Below are 20,301 nucleotides of genomic sequence, written 5' to 3' on the forward strand. Positions count from 1 at the left end.
CTCATGGCTGACTTCCAGACGATCCAGGCGGGCGAGCAGACGATTGCCGTCCGCAAGGACCTGCAGGTGCCGATGCGCGACGGGGTCACCCTCGCCGTGGACGCCTACCACGGCACGGAGGACAAGCCGCGGCCGGCCCTGATCGCGATGAGCGCCTACGGCAAGGAGCTGCAGGCCCTCGCCCTCACCATGCCGCCGCAGCGTCGGCCCAGCCCGATGTGGGACGGCTGTATCGAGGCCGGTGACATCGCGCGCGTCGTCAGGGAGGACTACGTCCACGTCATCGGTGACATGCGTGGCACCGGTGATTCCGGCGGCGTGATGATCGGCAACTACAACTTCGGTGGTGTTCCCCAGGGCCAGGACCTGTACGACCTCATCGAGTGGGTCGCCGAGCAGCCGTGGTGTGACCGAAACGTCGGCATGATCGGCATCTCCTACTTCGGGTCGATGCAGGTGCTCGCTGCGGCCGAGCGGCCGCCACACCTGAAGGCGATCTTCGTCAGCGGCGGCCATTTCGACTTCTACGAGACGACCTACCACGGCGGCATCATGTGGTTCATGCCGCGGGCTGCCCGCGAGGGACGCGGTGGCGACTCCGGCATCGCGCACACCAACGTCAAGTCCCGCATGCAGGAGGTCTACTCCCCGGAGGAGCTCAAGAAGCTCGTCGACGAGCGGCTCCAGGACCCGGACGTGGCCGCGTGGCCGAACCTCGTGCACGTGCTGAAGTACCCGAAGAACCGTGAGTTCTGGTTCGACATCGTGATGAACAACCTCGACGGGGAGTGGTACGAGGAGCGCAACCCCGTCACGCTGGCCGAGAACATCGACATCCCGGTCTATCTGCAGATCGACCAGGGACGCGGCTGGACCGTGGACGGCCACATCGAGCTGTTCAACGTGCTGAAGGGCCCCAAGAAGCTGGACATCGGCTCCTACCCGCCGATGCAGTCGCGCCCCTGGGTCGAGGAGCACGACAAGATGTTCCGCTGGTACGAGTACTGGCTCAAGGGCATCGACAACGGCATCATGGACGAGCCGGCCGTGAGCGTCTTCGTCGAGGGCTCGCGTGAGGTGGTCACCGCAGAGCAGTGGCCGCCGAAGGAGATCGAGTACAAGCCCCTCTACCTGCGCCCGCGCCACAAGCTCTCCCCGGAGCCCGAGCTGATGGGCGCGGAGCATGCCGCCCCGGACGGCTTCTACCAGGCACCGCTGACGGTGACCGACAAGGTGGAGGCTGTCAGCTGGAGCACCGAGCCGTTCGAGGAGCCCACGGAGCTCATCGGCACCGGTGCGGCGCACCTGTTCGCCGAGATCGACCAGGATGACACGAATTTCATCATGCGGCTGTGGGACGTCGCCCCGAACGGAAGCCGCCAGCTGATCACCACAGGCTTCCTCAAGGCATCGCACCGCGAGTTGGACGACCGGACGACCGAGGGCAACCCGTACCACCCGCACACCCGCGCCGTGCCGGTGGAGCCCGGGAAGATCGAGGAGTACGTCCTGCGGCTCTACCCGTTCGCGGCGACGTTCAATTCCGGCCACCGTCTGGTGGTGGAGCTGTCCAACGACGAACCGCTGGCCGACGCGCACAACGCACTGCTGCCGCCGGACGCGTTCCACCTGCCGGTGGGTCGCCCCGTCGCCCACAAGATCTATCGCGACGCCGCCCACCAGTCCCGGCTCGTGCTGCCGTTCACTGCGCGCACCGCGGTAGAGAAGCGGTAGTCGAGCATGGTATTCGTCCACGCAGCGGCCCGCACTCCCTTCGGCCGGTTCAACGGAGCGCTGGCCGGCGTCCGTCCCGACGACCTCTTCACGCCTTCGGGTCCGCGGAGAAGACGCTGCACGCCAACCCCGGCAAGCACGCGGAGGTCCCGATGTTCGAACTGGACAGCTCGCTGCGGTTCTTCACCCGGCACCTGAGCTGATACCCCTGTCGTCCGCGGCGCGCTGATCGGGTTCCACGCCCGATCAGCGCGTTCAGCGCACACTGGCCGAGCTGGTGAGTACCTCCGCGTGCGACGCGGTGTACTGCAGGAAAGGATGTGACCATGGCTAATCCTGTTCTCGAGTCCGCTTTCCCCCGGCGCGTTGTCGTCACCGGGGCCACCGGCAAACTCGGCCGTGCCGTGGTCGGGCACCTGCGCGATGTGGGCGTCGACGTGCTGGCTGTCGACCGTGCCGGTGGGCGGGACCCGCGTGATGTCGAGGGCGAGTTCCTCCTCGTCGACCTCACCGACTACGGGCAGGTGGTGGAGGCTTTAACCGGTGGCGCCGACGAGCATGCCGGGAGGGTCGACGCGGTCGTGCACCTGGCGGCGGTCCCGGCCCCCGGGCTGCAGCCCAACGCCATCACCTTCGCGAACAACTCGGCGGCGACGTACAACGTCTTCGCGGCGGCGAGGGCGGCAGGGATCAAGCGGGTGGTGTGGGCGTCGAGTGAAACGGTGCTCGGGCTGCCGTTCGACACCCCGCCGCCGTACGCGCCGGTCGACGAGGAGTACCCGCCGCGCCCGGAGTCGACCTACTCGTTGAACAAGGCGCTCGAGGAGGAGATGGCGCGGCACTTCTGCCGATGGGACGGCGAGCTGGTCATGGTGGGCCTGCGGTTCTCCAACGTCATGGACGTCCAGGACTACGCGCAGTTCCCGTCCTTCGACGCTGATCCGCAGCTGCGCCGGTGGAACCTGTGGGGCTACATCGACGCCCGGGATGGGGCCCGGGCGGTGGAGCGGGCGCTTGCTCACGACCGGCCCGGCGCTGACGTCTTCATCATCGCCAACGCGGACACCGTGATGAGCAGGTCCAGTGCCAGTCTCATGGCCGAGGTGTATCCGGGTGTCGAGGTCCGCAAGGAGCTCGGCGAGCACGAGACCTTGCTCAGCATCGACAAGGCACGACGGGTGCTGGGCTACGAGCCGCAGCACTCATGGCGCGACCACGCGGACCCCGGCCGCTGACTCGTCAATCACCACGCAACGGTCAGCAAGCTCATCCTGCGCTGGTCATGGTCTGCCGGCCGGGTGGAGCTCAACGAAGCGCACCGCTTCGCCAATGAGCCCATCCGGGGGCTGCCCGACGAGCCGGACGTGGTGATGGTCGGTTCGCACGACACCGCGTCCGCGGTGGTGGGCGTGCGCGCCTACGCCGCGGTTCATCGGGCCGGCACCGTGACGGCGTCTCGCGCTGCGGCCGACCGGGCCTCGGGCTCGGCGTCGGCCACGGACGCCGGCGGGTTCGGGCGCGACGGGCGGGCGATGAGGACTCCGACCAGGACCAGAGCGGCTGCGAGCATCACGCTGCCGCCGGTCAGGGCGGCGCTGACGCGTTCGACCAGCGCGTCCGTGGCGGACGCTCCCGAGGGTCCGGCGACCGTGCCGACAGCGGTGAGGATGCCGAGGCCGAGCGCGCTGCCCAGCTGGTGGGCGGTGTTGACCACACCGGAGGCGGCCCCGGCGTCGCGCTGCTCGGCGCCGGCGAGACCGGCGGTGGTCATCGGAGCGAACGCCAGACGTTGGCCGATGCCGATGAGGACCATGGGCAGTGCGACGGCGGTGAGGTAGCTGCCGTCCGCGCCGACGCGGCTGAGCCATGCCATCCCGACCAGGGTGAGCGCCACGCCCGTGGCGAGGACCGGAGTGGACCCGAAGCGGGCGACCAGCCGGGTGACCAGCAGGGCGACGACGAAGTTGACCCCGGACATCGGCAGGAAGGCCAGGCCCGCCTGGAAGGGGGTGAAGCCCCACGCGCCCTGCAGCAGCTGGGCGGTGAAGAAGAAGAACCCGATCATTGCGCCCAGGTACAGCATCCGAACCAGGTAGGCGCCGTTGCGGTGCCGGTCGGTGAAGAGCCGTAGCGGCATGATCGGCTGCTCGGCACGGGCCTCGTTGGCCCCCAGCGCGGCCAGCAGCAGGATCCCGAGCAGGAAGGCGGCGCCGGTCGTCGGCGCGGTCCAGCCGGCCTCGGCGGCCTCGATGATGCCGAAGACCAGGGCTCCGACGCCGACGGTGGCGCAAACGGCTCCGACCAGGTCGAACCGGCCGCGGCGGGTCTCCGTCTCGGCGATGTAGCGGCGGGCGGCGACCAGCATGGCGATGCCGATCGGCACGTTCAGGTAGAAGCCCGCCCGCCACGACACCCAGTCGGCCAGTACGCCGCCGACCACCAGGCCGAGACTGGCGCCGATGCCGGCCACGGCGCTGTACGCGGCCACGGCCCGGTTGCGCGCGGCACCGGCCGGAAAGCTGGCGGTCAGCAGCGCGAGGGATGACGGTGCGAGGATCGCGGCGCCGATGCCCTGCAGAGCACGGGCGGTCACCAGCCACCAGTCGGTGGGCGCGGCGCCCACCAGGAGGGAGGCCAGTGAGAACAGCACCAGGCTCAGCGTGAACATTCGACGCCGGCCCACGAGGTCGCCGGCGCGCGCGCCGAGCAGCAGCAGGCCGCCGAAGACCAGGGTGTAGGCGTCCTGCACCCAGGTCAGGCCGGTGGGGGAGAAGCCGAAGGTGGTCTGGATGCTCGGGAGTCCGGTGAAGATGATCGAGTTGTCGAGGATGACCATGAAGTAGCTGACGCAGATGATGGTCAGGATGGCCGTCGGGCGCGCCGGCGTGGATGCCACCGGTCTGCTGGCGGGGCGGGGTGTGCTCACGACTCTCCTCGGGGCGGATGCTTGGCGGCCGGGTAGGGCCTGCACCGTCCAGGCAACCGCGGTTCGAGGCGGCGGGGGAGTGCCTGTCGTTGCAGGTAATGCCAGTACCTCCCACCCCCGACGGAGCGCACGTACCGTCGAGGTCATGGCTGGTCCGACCGACATCCGCACCCAGGTCCGCGACTTCCTGGTGAGCCGTCGCAACCGGCTCACCCCGGAAGCTGCCGGCCTGCCCGTCTACGGGGGAAACCGGCGGGTCCCGGGCCTGCGCCGCGAGGAGGTCGCCCTGCTCAGCGGCCTGTCCGTGGACTACTACGTGCGGCTGGAGCGCGGCAACCTCGCCGGCGCCTCCGAGTCGGTGCTCGAGGCCCTCGCGGGCGCCCTGCAGCTCGACGAGGCCGAACGCGCCCACCTCTACGACCTCGCTCACGCATCCGGGCCGCAGCGCCGCCGCCCGAGGACCACCGCGGCGGTCCGGCCGAGCATCCTCCGCGTGCTCGACGCCATGGCCGGCGTTCCGGCGTACGTCCGCAACGGCCGCTTCGACATCCTCGGCGCCAACCAGCTCGGCCGCGCGCTCTACGCGCCCATGTTCGACTCACCGCTGTTCGCCACACGCGGACCGGTCAACACCGCTCGATTCATGTTCCTCGACCCGAAGGCTACCGAATTCTGGATCGACTGGGACAAAGGTGCCAACGATGCCGTGGCCTTCCTGCGCTCGGAGGCCGGTCGCTCACCGCAGGACCGGGTCCTCATCGATCTGATCGGCGAGCTGACGACCCGCAGCAAGGAGTTCTCGGTCCGCTGGGCCCGGCACGACGTGAAGTTCCATCGCACCGGAATCAAAAGGCTCCGGCATCCCGTGGTTGGTGAGTTGAACCTGCCGTACGAGGCACTGGAACTCGCCGGCGATCCGGGGTTGCGCATCAACGTCTACACCCCCGAGCCCGACTCGCCCGACCAGCAGGCACTCGGCCTGCTCGCCAGCTGGACGGCGCGGCCGCAGGAGCGTCCACTGGTCCGCCCGGCCGAATGAACGGACGCCGCGAGGGAAGTTGCCATCACAGCGACTCAAGGGATGGACACGACTGTATGGAAATCCTGGACCTGGTCACCGACGACGAGTACGGACAACGCTGACCGCGGGCCGGTCGAACGACCCCGACCCGCACATACCCGAACTGCACTGCATGACCTGCTCCCGGGCTGCGCCTCTGCGCGGCCGGGATGCGCACGCCCTCATTCGCTGCGAGGCGGGCGCGGTGACATGAACGACCAAAGGGAGAAGAAGGCTGATGCGAGCCACCGTGATGTACGGCGCTGGTGATGTACGGGTGGAGAACGTCCCCGACCCGGTGCTGCAGAACCCGACGGACGCGATCGTGCGGGTGGTGCGCTCGTGCATCTGCGGCAGCGATCTGTGGCCGTACGGGTCGATGCCGACCGGCGGGCAGGGCCGGCGCATGGGGCACGAGTTCCTCGGCGTCGTCGAGGAACTCGGCGCCGACGTGTCCGGCTTCAAGGCCGGTGACCTGGTGGTGGCCCCGTTCGTCTGGGCGGACAACACCTGCGACTTCTGTCGCCAGGGACTGCAGACCTCCTGTCGGCACGGCGGCCAGTGGGGCCTGCACGGCGTCGACGGCGGCCAGGGCGAGGCGGTCCGCGTTCCTCAGGCCCAGGGCACCCTGGTCAAGCTGCCCGTGGCGGAGGACTCGGCGCTGCTGCCGTCGCTGCTGACGCTGTCCGATGTGTTCTGCACCGGCCACCACGCCGCCGTCACCGCCGGCGTCAACCCCCGGACCACGGTCACCGTGGTCGGCGATGGTGCCGTCGGGCTGTGCGCGGTGCTGGCCGCCAAGCGGCTTGGCGCCGAGCGGATCATCCTGATGGGCCGCCACAAGGACCGCACAGACCTCGGCCGGGAGTTCGGCGCCACCGACGTCGTCGCCGAACGCGGCGAGGAAGGCATCGAGCGCGTGCGGGAGCTGACCGGCGGCGACGGCACCCACACCGTGCTGGAATGCGTCGGCACCCAGCAGGCGATCGACATGTCGATCGGCATCGTGCGCGACGGCGGCGCCATCGGCCGGGTCGGCGCCGCCCAGTACACCCAGGTGCCGATGGGCTTCGACACCGTCATGCGCAACATCACCATGACCGGCGGGGTGGCCCCCGCCCGCGCGTACATCGAGGAACTGCTGCCCGACGTCCTCGACAGCCTGATCGAGCCCGGGCGGGTGTTCGACCGCACCGTCGGCCTCGACGAGGTACCCGACGGGTACCGGGCGATGGCCGACCGGCAGGCGTTGAAGGTGCTCATCCGTCCCTGACCCCGGCGGGAACGAGGCTGACCGCCCGGGGACACGAGAGAAAGGGTGCGCCATGACGACCTGGACCAATGAGGACCTCGACCGCGTCGGCGAGGCCGAGGAACCACAGCTGGCGTCGGTGCGCAACGACGGCACGCTGCGGCCGTACGTGACGATGTGGGTGGTCCGCGTCGGCGACGACCTGTACGTGCGGTCGGCCTAGGGCCCGGACAACCCCTGGTACCGCAAGGCGAGGGCCAGCGGCGCCGGGACTCTCGGCGCGCTCACCGACCTGGTCCGCTCCGGCAAGGTCCGCTACATCGGCCACCCCACCTTCCCGCCCCCGGCGATCGTCGACGCGCAGTACATCGCCCGCGACCGCGGCCGGGAACGGTTCGTCACCGAACAGCCGACCTACTCGATCCTCACTCGGAACATCGAAAACGAAGTGCTGCCCGTCTGTCAGCGGTACGGCATGGGCGTCATCTCCTACAGCCCGCTCGCCGGCGGTTGGCTGTCCGGCCGCTACCGCAAGGACGCCGACCAATCCCGCCCGATGTCCGTGGCCCGGCAGCGGCTCGCCAACCGCTTCGACATGTCTCTGCCGGAGAACCAGCGCAAGCTCGACGCCGCCGACCAACTCGCCCAGCTCGCCGACGAGGCCGGCCTGAGCCTGATCGAGATGGCCATCACGTTCGTCCTGCGCCATCCCGCGATCACCGGGGCGATCATCGGCTCCCGCACCATGGAGCACCTCGACGCCCAACTCGCCGCCGCCGACGTCGTCCTCACCGACGACGTGCTGGACCGCATCGACGAGATCGTTCCGCCCGGCGTCACCCTCAACCCCGCCGACAACGGCTGGATCAGCCCGTCGCTGCAGCCCTCCGCGCGCCACCGCTGACCGCTGCAGAGCCGTCCCGCCGCATCCACGAGGCAGCGCGGTACCAACAACGAAAGGTCGCACCATGCCTACCGACGTACCCAAGGTGACCCTGAACAACGGCGTCCAGATGCCGATCCTCGGCTTCGGCGTGTACCAGATCCCGGCCGAGGAGACCGAGAAGGCGGTCACCGAGGCCCTCGCCGCCGGCTACCGCCTGCTGGACACCGCGGCCGCCTACGGCAACGAGGCGGCGGTCGGGCGCGCCATCAGCAGCAGCGGCATCCCGCGCGAAGAACTGTTCGTCACCACCAAGCTGTGGATCCAGGACACCGGCGAGGAAAGCACCAAACGCGCCTTCGACGCCTCGCTGCAGCGCCTGGGCCTGGACTACCTCGACCTGTACCTCATCCATCAGCCGATCGGCGACGTTTACGGGTCGTGGCGCGCGATGCAACGCCTCAACTGCGATGGCTGCGTCAGGGCGATCGGGGTGTCCAACTTCTACCCCGACCGGCTGGTCGACCTCATCGAGCACAACGAGATAACCCCGGCCGTCAACCAGATCGAGACCCACCCCTTCTTCCAGCGCACCGCTGACCAGGAGCTGATGCGCCAGCACGGCGTCAATCTCGAGTCCTGGGGTCCGTTCGCCGAGGGCCGCAACAACCTGTTCACCGACCCGCTGCTGACCGAGATCGGCGCCGCGCACGGCAAGTCCGTCGCGCAGGTCGTGCTGCGCTGGCTCATCCAGCGCGGCGTCGTGGTCATCCCCAAGTCCGTCGGCGCCGAGCGAATGGCCGAGAACATCGAGGTCTTCGACTTCGAGCTGAGCGGGGAGGAGATGGCCCGCATCGCGACCCTGGACACCGGCAACTCGCAGTTCTTCGACCACCGCGACCCGGCGATGGTCAGCCGGCTGAGCAAGGTCCGCATTCACGAGTGACCGGCCGTGCTGGCGAGGAGGAGCCGAACCCGCTGTTCAGGTCCGGCTGGCCGGGCACCGGCGGGCGTTCTTGCTCGTCCTCGGCGAGGCGGCTGCGGCGGCGGCCGTAGAGGAAGTAGACGACGAGCCCGAGCGCCATCCACACGACGAACCGCACCCAGGTCTCGACGGTGAGGAACAGCATCAGTACGACGCAGGCGACCACCGCGAGAGCCGGTATCACCGGCCCCCAGGGGACGCGGAAGCCGCGTGGCAGATCTGGCCGGGTGCGGCGCAACAGAATCACGGAGACCGCGACGAGGCCGAACGCGAACAGGGTGCCGATGTTGACCAACTCGGCAAGTTCCTCCAGCGGGATGAACCCGGCGAGCACGGCCACCACCAGGCCCACGATGATGGTGATCCGGTGCGGGGTGCCGAACCGCGGATGCACTCGGCTCAACCAGCGCGGCAGCAACCCGTCACGGCTCATGGCGAACGCGACCCGGCTCTGCCCGAGCATCAGGATCATGACCACCGTGGTCAGCCCGGCCAGCGCGCCGACCGTGATCAGGTTGGCGATGAACGGCTGGCCGACGGCCTGGAACGCCGCAGCCAGTGGTGCCTTCGTCCAGCTCGGCGTAGTTCTGCATGCCCACCACCACCAGCGAGACGGCGACGTAGAGCGTGGTGCAGATCGCCAGCGAACCGAGGATCCCGCGCGGCACGTCGCGCTGCGGCACCCGGGTCTCCTCCGCTGCGGTGGCCACGATGTCGAAGCCGATAAACGCGAAGAACACCAGCGCACCCGCGGCGAAGATGCCGCTGATTCCGAAGTTGGCGGGTGCCTGCCCGAAGACGGCCTCCAGCAGGGTCGCATCTGCTCCGGAGCCGCCCGACGCCGGCTCGGCCGGCGGGACGAACGGCGTGTAGTTGCCGCGTTTGACGAAAAGCAGCCCGGCGACGAACCCCGGGCGGTCACTAGCGGGCACGAACGGCCACGTTGGCGGCGGCCGATTAGCGGGAACCGGGTCGGCCACTGCTCTTCGGGCAGGCCGTACGGGAAGGGCCCCTTGTTGGCAAGGGGCCCTTCCACGCACCTCAGTCGAGCAGCTCGGTCACCGTGCCGGCGGCCACCGTACGGCCACCTTCCCGGACCGCGAAGCCGAGCCCGACGTCCATCGCGATCGGCTTGCCGAGCTCCACCGACAGGTCGACGGTGTCGCCCGGCAGGACCATCGTCACGTCCCCGAGGTCCACCGACCCGACCACGTCCGTCGTGCGGAAGTAGAACTGCGGCCGGTAGTTGGCGAAGAACGGCGTATGGCGCCCACCTTCGGCGGTGGTCAGCGCGTAGAGCCTGGCCCGGAACCGCTGGTGCGGCGTGACGCTGCCCGGCAGCGCCACCACCTGACCCCGCTGCACCTGGTCGCGCTTGACCCCGCGCAGCAGTACGGCGGCGTTGTCCCCGGCCTCGGCGGTCGCCAGCGACTTGCCGAAGGTCTCCAGCCCCGTCGCCACGGTCGACAGCGTCGGGCCGAGGCCGACCACCTCCACCGGGTCGCCGACCCGCAGGGTGCCCCGCTCGATCGCGCCGGTCACCACGGTCCCGCGCCCGGAGATCGTCAGCACGTTCTCGATCGGCATCAGGAACGGCTCGCCGAGCTCGCGGGGCGGCACCGGGACGTACCGGTCGACAGCGTCGAGCAGCTCCACGACGGACGCCACCCAACGCGGGTCGCCATCGAGGGCCCGCAGCGCCGACACCCGTACGACAGGCACCTCGTCGCCGGGGAACCCGTACTCGGACACCAGCTCCCGGATTTCGAGCTCGACCAGGTCAAGCAGTTCCGGGTCCTCGACCGCGTCGGCCTTGTTCATCGCCACCACCAGGTAGGGCACTCCGACCCGCCGAGCGAGCAGCACGTGCTCGCGGGTTTGCGGCATCGCCCCGTCAAGCGCGGAGACGACCAGGATGGCGCCGTCGACCTGCGCCGCCCCAGTGATCATGTTCTTCACGAAGTCGGCGTGGCCGGGCATGTCCACGTGAGCGTAGTGCCGGGTCGCGGTCTCGTACTCGACATGGGCGATGTTGATGGTGATGCCGCGCGCCACCTCCTCCGGCGCCCGGTCGATGCCGTCGAAGGACACGAACCGGTTGACGGCGGGGTCGCGGTCGGCGAGGACCTTGGTGATGGCGGCCGTCAGGGTCGTCTTGCCGTGGTCGACGTGACCCATCGTGCCGATGTTGAGGTGCGGCTTCGCGCGCACGAACTGGCTCTTGGCCATGATGAAACTCCACACTGGGAACGAGCTGGCGGACGACGAACGCGGGCGGGTGCCAATCCGCGGAAACCGCGCCAGAACCGCACGTCGCGGCGCGCCTGCGAGGGCAGCGCCGGAGCACCGGGCCACCCTCCTCCGTGGTTCTGCCAGAGCGGGAGGAGGGTCAGCCTCGGGTATCAGCCAGCCATGCGCACACGCCGGCGGCGCCCGGCAGGTGGAAACCTGCGGGCCGCACAGAGCCGACGGTGCCGAACATGGCGATGAGGCTAGCCTCGAGCGTCCCGGCGGAGCGACCGATATTCCGTGCCGGATATGACATCGCCGTTCGGGCTGATCGTGACGACTGGTAGGTCGCTCAGCGGTTCAGGAGCTGGATCGGGGACGGCCTGGTCGCGCATGCGCACGGTGGCGTCGGCTGCTTCGACGGTGAGGGTTCGCCATGGTGGCCGATCCCGACGTGGATGCGCGCCGTCCGGCAATGAGGAGGGCGCCGCGGCTGCACCCACCGGGAGACCGTGCGGTGATCGACCTCGACCGCCCGTTCGGCCAGCAGCAACGGCGCCCTCGAGGAAGGGTCAGACTCTGGCCCCTTCCCCCACCGCGGCCTGTGCAGCCGAGGTCGCCTTCCGTGCCCGGCGTCCGGGCATCCACCAGTTGGCCTTGCCGCACAGTTCCATCACCGCGGGGACGAGGACCATCCGGATGATGGTGGCGTCGACGAGCACGGCGACGGCCATGCCCAGACCGATCTGCTTGACCGAGACGTCGGGGCCGAGCAGGGCGGTCGTGAAGATGGCGATCATGATGGCGGCCGCGGCCGTGATGACCTTGGCGGTCCGCGCCAGCCCGCGAGTGACGGCCCGGCGGGTGTCGCCGGTGCGCTCGTACTCCTCCCTGATCCGCGAGATCAGGAAGACCTCGTAGTCCATCGACAGGCCGAACAGGAGCGGGAACATCATCATCGGCACCCAGGTCGTGACCGGCATGTCGGTGGGGAAACCGAGAGCCGGGCCGAACCATCCCCACTGCACGATCGCGACCAGCACGCCGTAGGCAGCTCCGATCGACAGCAGGTTCATCACGGCGGCCTGCAGCGCGATCGTGACCGACCGGACCAGTGCGATCAGCAGCACCAGGGACAGCGCGATGACGACCGTGATCATCAGGGGCAGGCGCGAGCTGGTGTCCTCCGCGAAGTCGATCGCGCCGGCGTTCGGGCCGCCGACGTAGATTTCTTCGCCGCCGGATGCCTTGGGCAGCACGTCGTCGCGGAGCTCGTGCACCAGGTCCGCAGTCGCCTCCTCCTGGTATCCGGTCCTGGGGAAGGCCATGAAGATGGCGGCCTGCCCGTCCGTGCTGATCCGAGGCTGCGTAGCGTAGGCGATGCCCTCGGTCTTGCGGACCGCTTCGACGACGGGACGCAGATCGGCGTTCGTGGAGTCGACCTGGGCGGCGAAGATCAGGGGTGCGCCGTAGCCGGGACCGAAACCCTCGGAGAGGATCTCGTACGACGTGTAGCTGCTCCTGTCGTGGGGCTGGACACTGGCGTCGGGCAGGCTCAGCCGCATCGACAGCGCGGGGGCGGCCAGCGCCAGCAGGATCGCGCCGGCCAGGATCGCGGCGGCCAGCGGCTTGCGCTGCACCACGCCAGCCCAGCGCTCGGCGGGGGTACGGCGCTCCCGGGACGGGACACCGTCGGCCCGGCGCCGGCGGGACGTGCGACGGGGCAGGCGCAGCGAGTTGATCTTGTGGCCGGTGAAGCCCAGGAACGCCGGTAGCAGGGTCACCGCGGCGATCATCGTCACCAGCACGGTCACCGACGCGCCGATGGCCACGCCGGTCATCATCTTCTGGCCCATGGCGACCAGGCCCAGCAGCGCGATCACGACGGTCGTGCCGGCGAACAGCACCGCGTGACCGGCGGTGGTGATGGCCTGGACCGTGGCGCTCTCGGGCTCGTCGCCGTCCTGCAGGCCGTCCTTGTAGCGGGTCAGGATGAACAGTGCGTAGTCGATGCCGACACCGAGCCCGATCAGCGCGGCGACGAGCACGGTGAAGTCCGGCGAGGGGACCACGTGCCCCACGAGCTTCATCAGGGCGATGCCGCCGAGGACCGCCATCAGCCCGGTCACGATCGGCAGGCCCATCGCCACCAGTGACCCGAAGGCGATGAACAGGATCACCGCAGCCGCCAGAACGCCCACGCTCTCGCCCGAACCCTGCGGCGGTGTCTCGGCCTTTTCCGCCTTGTCGCCGCCCAGCCCCAGCGTCACGCCGTCACCGGAGGCGTCCTTGACCGCGTCCACCAGGGGCTTGACCTCGGCCTTCTTCACGTCCTTGTCGGTCAGCGGGATGGTCGTACGGGCGGTCCGACGATCCTCCGTCACCAAGTCCTCGTCCTGATACGGCGAGGTAACCGGTCCGGTGATGGGTGAGGCGTCCAGCTCGGCGATGACCTTCTCGATTTTTTGCCGGGCGGTGGGGTCGTCGATCCCTCTCTCTGCCTTGATCGCGAGAGTGAGCGTGTCCCCTTGCTGCTCCGGGAAGTGCTTCTCAATCAGAGCCTGCGCCTTCGCGGAATCGGAGTCTCCACCGGAGTAATCGTTGTCGGAGGCGGCGCCGTAACTGAAGCCGACGAACGCCACGGCGATGACGCCGATGATCCAGGTCAAAAGGACCAGGCGACGGCGCCGGTAACAGAACCGGGCGAGTCCCGCCAGAGCTCCATCCGTACGGGCAGTCTCGGTTGTCATTAATTTCTCCTCAGTCGTCTACTTCTTCTCATGTCAGCGCTGTTCATTCCGGCACCGGAAAACGGGCTGAATCAGTGGCCGTGGCCTGGGCTTCCGCCGTGCGAGCCGCCGAATGGCGTCGTGACGCCGTCGTAGCGGAGTCGCAGCATCATGCCCTGATGCGCGTGGGGCAGGTTGTGGCAGTGGTTCATCCAGATCCCGGGATTCGTAGCGCGGAACGCGACTTCCCATATCTCGCCCGGCCGGACGTCGAATGTGTCCATCCACAGCGGACTGCCGGTCGACGGCGTCCCGTCCCTCGACAGGATCAGCACGGGATGGCCGTGCAGGTGCCAAGGGTGCGTTTCCAGACTTCGGTTGACGACGGTGAACCGGACGATGTCGCCCTCGGCGACGAGCTGGTCGGGGATGGCGGGATGGCCCCGGCCGTTGACGGTCTGCGCGTACGCCGGTTGGCCGTCCACCATGGCCACTCCGCGGTCGAGGACCATGGTGAAGTGCCGATCGGCGGTGCGGGTGTCGAATGGCGCGGCGGCCGGAGCTCCGTACCGCAGCAGGTTGAGCTCCGGCAGGTCGGACGTGTCCTCGATGCGCGCCTCACCGGGGACATCGCCAAGCGGGCGGAGGCGAAGTCCGCCGTCCCGATCGCCGTCGAGAACGAGTGCCACGGACGTGTCCGGCATGACGAACACCAGGTCGTATCGCCCGCCTGCGGGCAGGTGCAGTGCGACGTCGCTGACCTCGCCGGGCTGGTTGAGATCTCGGCCGTCGACGGCCGCCACCCGAAACGGGGTTCCGGCCAGGACGATCCGGTGCGGATCCGAGTCAGTGTTGATCAATCGCAGCCGAACGGGTGTACCGGGTGACGCGGGATGTTCGGTTCGGCCGTCGCTGTCGGCGATCACCACGGTGCCGTCGAAGGTGTGCACGGGCAGGGTCAGGTCCACCTGCTCCGCCGCGGACTGCTCGTCGGCTCGCTGTCCGCCGCGCGGTTGTACGACGAGGGTCCCGTACAGCCCCTTGTGCACGCCGACGTGGGACGCGTGATGGGTGTGGTACCAGTAGGTGCCGACCTGGTCGGCGCGGAATCGGTAGACGAAGTCGTCACCGGGTGCCACGGCCAGCTGGGTCACCCCCGGCGCGCCGTCCTCGCCGCACGGTACGTCGTAGCCGTGCCAGTGCAGGGTCACGCCGTCCTCGATGTCGGCGTTGCGCAGCCGCACTTCGATCAGGTCACCCTGGGTCGCGGTGATCGCCGGGCCCGGGACCTCGCCGTTGTAGGTCCACGCGTCGATCTCTCGTCCGGAAGGGAGCCGTACGGTGGCCTTCTTCGCGGTGAGCACGTGCCGCCGTACGGTGCCACCCGCTGCCGGTGAGCCGGAGCCCCGCAGGTCGGCCACCGACACGGCCGCTCGGGACGAGCGTCCGGGGCCGCCTCCCCTGGTCACCGACTCGGCGGGGAGGAACGACAGCCCCGTGCCGGCACCGGCCGCGGTCACCACGACCGCGCCACCGGTCCAGCCGATGAACCGTCGGCGCGAGATCGCGCGTCGACCCTCCGGCGCCTGCCCCACGGCCGCATCAGCAGCGATGTCCTCGACGGCAGGCGCGACCACTCGCCCGGTCAGCAACGCGCCGGCGCACACCAGCGAGGTGGTGATCAAGGCCGTGCTCAAGGTGAGCGGGTATCCGACCAGGAAGGTCACCACAAGACCGGCCAGCGCTGCGTAAGCCGCGGTGAGCACCGAGACCACGCCGCCTGCCGTTACGTCGCCTCGTCCCCGCCTCGCCGCGAGCAATTGCGGGCCGGCGACCAGCACGGCGACGGCCCCGGCGGCCCCCAGCATCGGCAGCCCCAGGAGCACCTTCTCCTGTACGAACCACCAGCCCCGGCCGGCCAGCATCGCCACGGTGGCCACCCGGACAAGCGTCACGAGCACCGCCGCGACGAGGACGGCGAGCGCCGGCCGGGTGCGCCGCAGCGCCAGTGTGACGCCGGCCGCGAACCACGCGGCGATGGTCAGCAGCGCGACGACGTGGTCCAGAATGATCCACAGCCCGGTGGTCATGGCGCCTGTCGCGCGGGCGTGGCTGGCTTGGACAGCTGCATGGCCGGCCTGGACAGCTGCCTGGCCTGGCGGATGATCGTCCCGGTCACTGCCACGATGGCGAGACCGTTGACCGCGTGCAGGCCGAAGACGAGCCCGCCGGCGGTGCCGTCGAGCGCCGTGGCGATCCCCTTGATCACGAACTGGACAACCGCGAGCCCGGCGACCAGGCCGCTCATCCCGATGAGCCGCCCGGGCATCCGGGCAATCGCGGCGACGACGGTCAGCAGAACCGCGATCAGGACAATTCCGCCGCCCAGCGCGCGGTGCGGCTGGAAGGACTCATCGTTAGGTGCCGTGTCGAAAGCACCGCTGGCAGCCAGGAAGAACTGCGTGACGACGGCCAGCATCTGCAGGGCCGCCAGGCCGGCGAAGAATCTACGCATGGCGCGCTCCTCGAAGTGGGTGAGGGTGATCGCTCATGGCGGCGATCGTCGCGCCGGGGAGGCTGCCGTCGCCTCTGACAGCGGATGGCGGGCTCTACGCAATTGGGCGTAGACGACCTCGTATCTCACTACACCCGTCGGCGTAGCAGGTCGCGCAGTTCTGCCGAGCGTTGTCTGTGGGGGAGAACAGTAGGATCACGGCATGCAACCACGTGCCGTGTCGTTCCCCTTGCGGGTGGTGGCGCAAGACGTGGCGCTCGCGCTGTTCGTCACCGTGATGCAGGTGCAGGGCACGGTCGCCAAGGTTGCCATCGAGGGGGCGCCGCGCCCGCTCGCCGACTTCGGAAACCTCGGATACGCGCTGCTGGCGGTGAGTGGCCTGGTCCTGGCCGTCCGCCGCCGGTGGCCGGTTCCGGTGTTCGTCACCGCCGCACTCGCCAGCCTGGTGTATTACGGTCTCGACTTCCCGGACGGGCCCGGCTGGCTCGGGCTCTTCGTCGCCCTGTACACCCTCGCCGCTTATGGTGACGGGCGCCGGTCGCTGGTGGTAGCTGGCGTGGGTACCACGGTGCTCGCCGTCGGGTGGCTGGTCGCCGCGGCCGACATCGAGCCTCGCGCCGCCATCGGCTGGGTGTTCTTCCGGATCGGTGCGTCGGTCATGAGCGCGGCCCTCGGCGAGTCCGTCCGGTCCCGACGGGTCATCGCAGCCGAGGCTCAGGAGCGCGCGGAGCTGGCTGAACGGACTCGCGAGGAGGAAGCGCGGGCGCGGGTCGACGCCGAACGGCTCCGGATCGCGCGAGAGGTCCACGACACCGTTGCTCACGCCATAGCAATCATCAACGTCCAGTCCGGTGTGACCGCCCACGTGCTCGACAAGAGACCGGACGTGGCACGCGAGGCGCTGCAGGCCATCGAGCAGACCAGTTCTCGGGCGCTGCGAGAGATGCGGGCCATCCTCGGGGTACTCCGTGACGACGACAACGGGCGCGTGCCGTACCCCGGGCTCGGCCAGATCGACGAACTCGCCGCGAAGGCACGCGAAGCCGGACTTGACATCAAACTCGAGGAGACCGCGCCCGCGACGGCGCTGCCGAGTGCGGTGGGGAGTGCTGCCTACCGAATCCTGCAGGAATCGATCACCAACGTGATCCGCCACGTCGGCCCGACCCGGGTGACGATAGCGCTGAACCCAGGGAACGACGCCTTGGAGATCCGCGTGATCGACGAGGGCCGCCGTGCCGCCCCAGGTGCCGCGGACCCGCACCTACCGGCTCAACATCAGATCAGCACCGGCGGGTCGGCCAGGCCCGGTCGCGGGATCCTCGGAATGCGCGAGCGTTGTCAACTGCTGGGCGGGGAACTCGACGCCAAGCCGACTCCGGGCGGCGGGTTCGAAGTCAGGGCCCGGCTGCCCCTTGCGCCGACCGGGTCGCCTCTATGAACGCGGCCGCGTCACCGTTGACCGACGCTCCGATCAAGGTGCTGCTCGCCGACGACGAGGGTCTCGTGCGATCCGGGTTCAAGGTCCTGCTGGACCTCGAGGACGACATCACGGTGGTGGGAGAAGCCACCAACGGCGCCGAGGCCGTCGAGCGGGCCCGCGCCACCCGCCCCGACGTCGTCCTCATGGACATCCGCATGCCAAAGCTGGACGGGATTCGAGCCACCACCGAGATCGCCGAGACGCACGGGTTGGAGCAGGTCCGAGTCCTCATCCTCACCACCTACGACACCGACGAGTACGTCTTCGACGCACTACAGGCCGGCGCCAGCGGCTTCCTGCTCAAGGACGCCGGACCGGCTGAGCTCCTACACGCCATCCGGGTGGTCGCCGCCGGAGAGGCGCTGCTCGCGCCGCGGATCACCCGACGCCTCATCGGCCAGTTCACCGCGCAACGAGCGGCTACCCAGGCCGCGGAGGATCGGCTCGCGGTGCTGACCCAGCGCGAGCGGGAAGTGCTGGGCCTGGTCGGACAGGGCCTGAGCAACAACGAGATCGGTACCGAGCTGTTTCTCAGCCCGGCCACCGCGCGCACCCATGTCAGCCATGCGATGGCGAAACTGGGTGCGCGCGACCGCGCGCAACTGGTCGTCATCGCTTACCAGACAGGACTGGTCAGCCCCTCGTAAGGCATGAACGTGTAGCGCGCTACGCGAGGCCCAGGTCACCCTCGGCACACCCCCCGGAAGCTGCGGGTTCCGGTCCGGGGTGGCCTTTACGGTTGACCGGATTCCGGGCCGTGGGCGTGGTACGAGTGCTCAGTGAGTGCTGACGACCGCCGGCCCGGCGTCAACCGGTCGCCGCGTGATCGGGTGACCGAGAACGTGAAGGACACTGCGGCCAGGATCCGACGTCGAGGTGGCCAGGCGGGTCGACTGCGCCTGCATCAGCTTGAGGTCGCTCTCGTGATCTCCGTCCAGGCTGGGCTCGCCGCGGCACTGGCCTGGTCGATCGGCCACGATGTGCTGGGCAACCCCTCGCCGGTCTTCGCGCCCTCCGCCGCAGTCGGCACGATCGTCGCCGCGCTCGGCCAACGTGCCCGCCGCACCGCCGAACTGCTCCTCGGGGTCGGACTGGGTATCGCCACCACCGACGTCCTGCTGAAGTTGTTGGGCACCGGCTTCTGGCAGACCGGCTTCATCGTCGGATGTGCGATCCTGGCCACGCTCGTGCTGTTCGGCCGCAGCGGGGCAGCCGTCGGACAGGCCGGCGGTACGGCGGTGCTGCTCGCGACCCTGGCTCCGGCCCAGAAGGACCTTGAAGTGCCGCGCATCGGCGAGGCGACGGTCGGCGCCGTCGTCGGCCTCGTGGTGGTCGCGTTGCTGCTACCGATCAACCCGATGCGGATCCTCGACCGCGACGCGGCCCCGATCTACCAATGCCTCGCCGGTCAGCTGAGGGAGGTCTCCGCCGCGCTGGCGACCCGCGATCAGCAACGGGCGGTGCGAGCGCTGGACACGCTACGCGGCATAGGACCCGAACTCGACCGGATGCACCAGGCGCTCAGCGGCGCCGAGGAGGTCGTCAGCCTGGCTCCGGCCCGATGGCGACGCCGCCAGGACGTGGAACGCTTCGCCCGCGCGACCGTGTACCTGGAACGGGTCATCGAACACAGCCGAGGGCTGGCCCGCCGATCAGCGATGGCGCTGCAGTACAGCGAGCGGATTCCCGCCGATCTGTCCGTCGGCGTCGGCCACCTCGCCGATGCGGTCGAGCTGTTGCGCCGTGAGCACCGTGCCGGGCGAGCCACCGAAAGAACCCACCAGAAGATACGTGAGGCCGTGCAGAAGACCGGCCGAGCCCGAGCGCTGGGAGTCGGCGAATTCGGAGATGCGGTGGTAACCCAGCTACGCACCGCTGCGAGTGACCTGCTCCGGGCTACCGGCTGCGACCCGACGCCAGCGAATGAGGAGGTACGGAGTGCGATGCGAGCCGGCGAGGAATCCGTTCAGGCAGGTGGCACGTCCGACTGAGAAGAGCCGAGCTCTGCCATCCTTGAGCCATGCCTCCGTCGGGGCCTCGCCACGAGCCGATCATGGTCAAGCCGCCCGGCCGGTATGCCGCCCTGATACCCGGTTTGGTCGTCGGCGGGGCCGTTCTGCTCTTCGCCCTGTTCACCTACGGGCGGGCGATCTGCCTTGACGCGTACGGGACGACCACCGGCGCGGAAGTGGTGGCGGTCCGCGACAGCCGGCCCTTCACCGTGACCGTACGGCCCGACGACACAGGCCGGCCGGTCAAGCTGTGGGCGCGGTCGGGGTCGTTCGAGGTCGGTGACACGCTGACCGTCACCCGGTGGGGTGGACTCGTCAAGGACAGCCGGGCATTCGCCCCGGACGAGACCCCGTGGCTGGCCGGCTTCGGGGCCGTCACGGTGGCCGGGCAGCTGTTCGCCACGTACCGGATCCGTCGCCGCGCCCGGGAGGGCGAGCTGTACGGCTCCTGACCGGCTCGGCCACGTCGCCGAGCATCTTGCGGGACATCCGC

Annotated in this window: 17 protein-coding genes and 2 pseudogenes; 12 read left to right on the plus strand and 7 right to left on the minus strand. The window is 69.4% G+C overall.

Translation table 11 applies throughout. The features are described 5' to 3' along the window. Positions 1–3 precede the first annotated feature (3 nt). The 3 genes and pseudogenes from DKL51_RS13615 (at position 4) to DKL51_RS13630 (ending at position 2,969) form a co-directional block, all read left to right on the plus strand. Positions 4–1,734, plus strand: coding sequence for a CocE/NonD family hydrolase (locus tag DKL51_RS13615; protein ID WP_109947446.1), 1,731 nt, complete (start codon positions 4–6; stop codon positions 1,732–1,734). A gap of 92 nt (positions 1,735–1,826) precedes the next feature. Further along, positions 1,827–1,937 (plus strand): annotated as a pseudogene (locus DKL51_RS36325) (alpha/beta hydrolase); the annotation flags it as partial. Positions 1,938–2,060: 123 nt separating this feature from the next. Beyond that, on the plus strand, positions 2,061–2,969 hold the full coding sequence (locus DKL51_RS13630) for an NAD-dependent epimerase/dehydratase family protein (protein WP_109947445.1): 909 nt from the start codon (positions 2,061–2,063) through the stop codon (positions 2,967–2,969). 194 nt (positions 2,970–3,163) lie between these two features. On the opposite strand, the gene DKL51_RS13635 is transcribed toward DKL51_RS13630, so the two are convergent. Further along, on the minus strand, positions 3,164–4,660 hold the full coding sequence (locus DKL51_RS13635; protein WP_221623179.1) for an MFS transporter: 1,497 nt from the start codon (positions 4,658–4,660) through the stop codon (positions 3,164–3,166). 145 nt (positions 4,661–4,805) lie between these two features. Between DKL51_RS13635 and DKL51_RS13640 the strand changes: the two genes are divergently transcribed. From DKL51_RS13640 to DKL51_RS13660, 5 genes and pseudogenes are all read left to right on the plus strand, one after another. Further along, the gene (locus DKL51_RS13640; protein WP_109947444.1) at positions 4,806–5,699 is read left to right on the plus strand and encodes a helix-turn-helix transcriptional regulator; all 894 of its coding nucleotides are present in this window, start codon (positions 4,806–4,808) and stop codon (positions 5,697–5,699) included. A gap of 259 nt (positions 5,700–5,958) precedes the next feature. Next, a complete protein-coding gene (locus DKL51_RS13645; RefSeq protein ID WP_109947443.1) occupies positions 5,959–6,993 on the plus strand; it encodes a zinc-dependent alcohol dehydrogenase family protein in 1,035 nt (344 codons plus the stop codon). 52 nt (positions 6,994–7,045) lie between these two features. Next, on the plus strand, positions 7,046–7,195 hold the full coding sequence (locus DKL51_RS13650) for a DUF2255 family protein (protein ID WP_109947442.1): 150 nt from the start codon (positions 7,046–7,048) through the stop codon (positions 7,193–7,195). Positions 7,196–7,255: 60 nt separating this feature from the next. Then, a pseudogene (locus DKL51_RS13655) lies at positions 7,256–7,876 on the plus strand (aldo/keto reductase); the annotation flags it as partial. A 64-nt stretch (positions 7,877–7,940) separates the two neighbouring features. Further along, positions 7,941–8,801 carry an aldo/keto reductase gene (locus DKL51_RS13660; RefSeq protein WP_109947440.1) on the plus strand — a complete coding sequence of 287 codons (861 nt, stop codon included), beginning with the start codon at positions 7,941–7,943 and terminating at the stop codon, positions 8,799–8,801. On the opposite strand, the gene DKL51_RS35735 is transcribed toward DKL51_RS13660, so the two are convergent. From DKL51_RS35735 to DKL51_RS13685, 6 genes are all read right to left on the minus strand, one after another. Next, positions 8,767–9,363: an amino acid permease gene (locus tag DKL51_RS35735; protein WP_260428475.1), complete on the minus strand. Its 597-nt coding sequence runs from the start codon at positions 9,361–9,363 to the stop codon at positions 8,767–8,769. The two genes, DKL51_RS13660 and DKL51_RS35735, sit on opposite strands and share 35 nt — an antisense overlap. Further along, positions 9,263–9,772 carry an APC family permease gene (locus tag DKL51_RS35740; RefSeq protein WP_260428476.1) on the minus strand — a complete coding sequence of 170 codons (510 nt, stop codon included), beginning with the start codon at positions 9,770–9,772 and terminating at the stop codon, positions 9,263–9,265. The genes DKL51_RS35735 and DKL51_RS35740 overlap by 101 nt, the downstream gene beginning before the upstream one ends. A 109-nt stretch (positions 9,773–9,881) precedes the next feature. Then, complete coding sequence (gene tuf / locus DKL51_RS13670; protein ID WP_109947439.1) at positions 9,882–11,069, minus strand: elongation factor Tu; 1,188 nt, start codon at positions 11,067–11,069, stop codon at positions 9,882–9,884. A 572-nt stretch (positions 11,070–11,641) separates the two neighbouring features. Next, on the minus strand, positions 11,642–13,738 hold the full coding sequence (locus DKL51_RS13675) for an MMPL family transporter (protein WP_221623181.1): 2,097 nt from the start codon (positions 13,736–13,738) through the stop codon (positions 11,642–11,644). A 152-nt stretch (positions 13,739–13,890) separates the two neighbouring features. Then, the gene (locus tag DKL51_RS13680; RefSeq protein WP_124812116.1) at positions 13,891–15,888 is read right to left on the minus strand and encodes a multicopper oxidase family protein; all 1,998 of its coding nucleotides are present in this window, start codon (positions 15,886–15,888) and stop codon (positions 13,891–13,893) included. Beyond that, complete coding sequence (locus DKL51_RS13685) at positions 15,885–16,313, minus strand: DUF6220 domain-containing protein (RefSeq protein ID WP_124812117.1); 429 nt, start codon at positions 16,311–16,313, stop codon at positions 15,885–15,887. The genes DKL51_RS13680 and DKL51_RS13685 overlap by 4 nt, the downstream gene beginning before the upstream one ends. Positions 16,314–16,563: 250 nt before the next feature. Here DKL51_RS13685 and DKL51_RS13690 point away from each other — a divergent pair, with 250 nt between their 5' ends. The 4 genes from DKL51_RS13690 to DKL51_RS13705 all read left to right on the plus strand — a co-directional run bounded on the left by DKL51_RS13690 (position 16,564) and on the right by DKL51_RS13705 (position 20,260). Next, on the plus strand, positions 16,564–17,754 hold the full coding sequence (locus DKL51_RS13690) for a sensor histidine kinase (RefSeq protein WP_243420539.1): 1,191 nt from the start codon (positions 16,564–16,566) through the stop codon (positions 17,752–17,754). Next, on the plus strand, positions 17,751–18,443 hold the full coding sequence (locus tag DKL51_RS13695) for a response regulator transcription factor (RefSeq protein WP_124812118.1): 693 nt from the start codon (positions 17,751–17,753) through the stop codon (positions 18,441–18,443). The genes DKL51_RS13690 and DKL51_RS13695 overlap by 4 nt, the downstream gene beginning before the upstream one ends. Before the next feature lie 276 nt (positions 18,444–18,719). Next, on the plus strand, positions 18,720–19,787 hold the full coding sequence (locus DKL51_RS13700; RefSeq protein ID WP_260428474.1) for an FUSC family protein: 1,068 nt from the start codon (positions 18,720–18,722) through the stop codon (positions 19,785–19,787). A gap of 29 nt (positions 19,788–19,816) precedes the next feature. Next, the gene (locus DKL51_RS13705) at positions 19,817–20,260 is read left to right on the plus strand and encodes a hypothetical protein (RefSeq protein ID WP_123809613.1); all 444 of its coding nucleotides are present in this window, start codon (positions 19,817–19,819) and stop codon (positions 20,258–20,260) included. Positions 20,261–20,301: the final 41 nt, after the last annotated feature.

It is taken from the genome of Micromonospora globispora (assembly GCF_003857015.1).
In the GTDB taxonomy this organism is placed as follows: domain Bacteria; phylum Actinomycetota; class Actinomycetes; order Mycobacteriales; family Micromonosporaceae; genus Micromonospora; species Micromonospora globispora.

Excerpts from the sequence above, each read along its gene's own strand:
- DKL51_RS13615 (WP_109947446.1), top strand. The coding sequence starts at position 4 with ATGGCTGACTTCCAGACGATCCAGGCGGGCGAGCAGACGATTGCCGTC.
- DKL51_RS13630 (WP_109947445.1), top strand. The coding sequence starts at position 2,061 with ATGGCTAATCCTGTTCTCGAGTCCGCTTTCCCCCGGCGCGTTGTCGTC.
- DKL51_RS13640 (WP_109947444.1), top strand. The coding sequence starts at position 4,806 with ATGGCTGGTCCGACCGACATCCGCACCCAGGTCCGCGACTTCCTGGTG.
- DKL51_RS13645 (WP_109947443.1), top strand. The coding sequence starts at position 5,959 with ATGCGAGCCACCGTGATGTACGGCGCTGGTGATGTACGGGTGGAGAAC.
- DKL51_RS13650 (WP_109947442.1), top strand. The coding sequence starts at position 7,046 with ATGACGACCTGGACCAATGAGGACCTCGACCGCGTCGGCGAGGCCGAG.
- DKL51_RS13660 (WP_109947440.1), top strand. The coding sequence starts at position 7,941 with ATGCCTACCGACGTACCCAAGGTGACCCTGAACAACGGCGTCCAGATG.
- tuf (WP_109947439.1), bottom strand. The coding sequence starts at position 11,069 with ATGGCCAAGAGCCAGTTCGTGCGCGCGAAGCCGCACCTCAACATCGGC.
- DKL51_RS13680 (WP_124812116.1), bottom strand. The coding sequence starts at position 15,888 with ATGACCACCGGGCTGTGGATCATTCTGGACCACGTCGTCGCGCTGCTG.
- DKL51_RS13685 (WP_124812117.1), bottom strand. The coding sequence starts at position 16,313 with ATGCGTAGATTCTTCGCCGGCCTGGCGGCCCTGCAGATGCTGGCCGTC.
- DKL51_RS13695 (WP_124812118.1), top strand. The coding sequence starts at position 17,751 with ATGAACGCGGCCGCGTCACCGTTGACCGACGCTCCGATCAAGGTGCTG.
- DKL51_RS13705 (WP_123809613.1), top strand. The coding sequence starts at position 19,817 with ATGCCTCCGTCGGGGCCTCGCCACGAGCCGATCATGGTCAAGCCGCCC.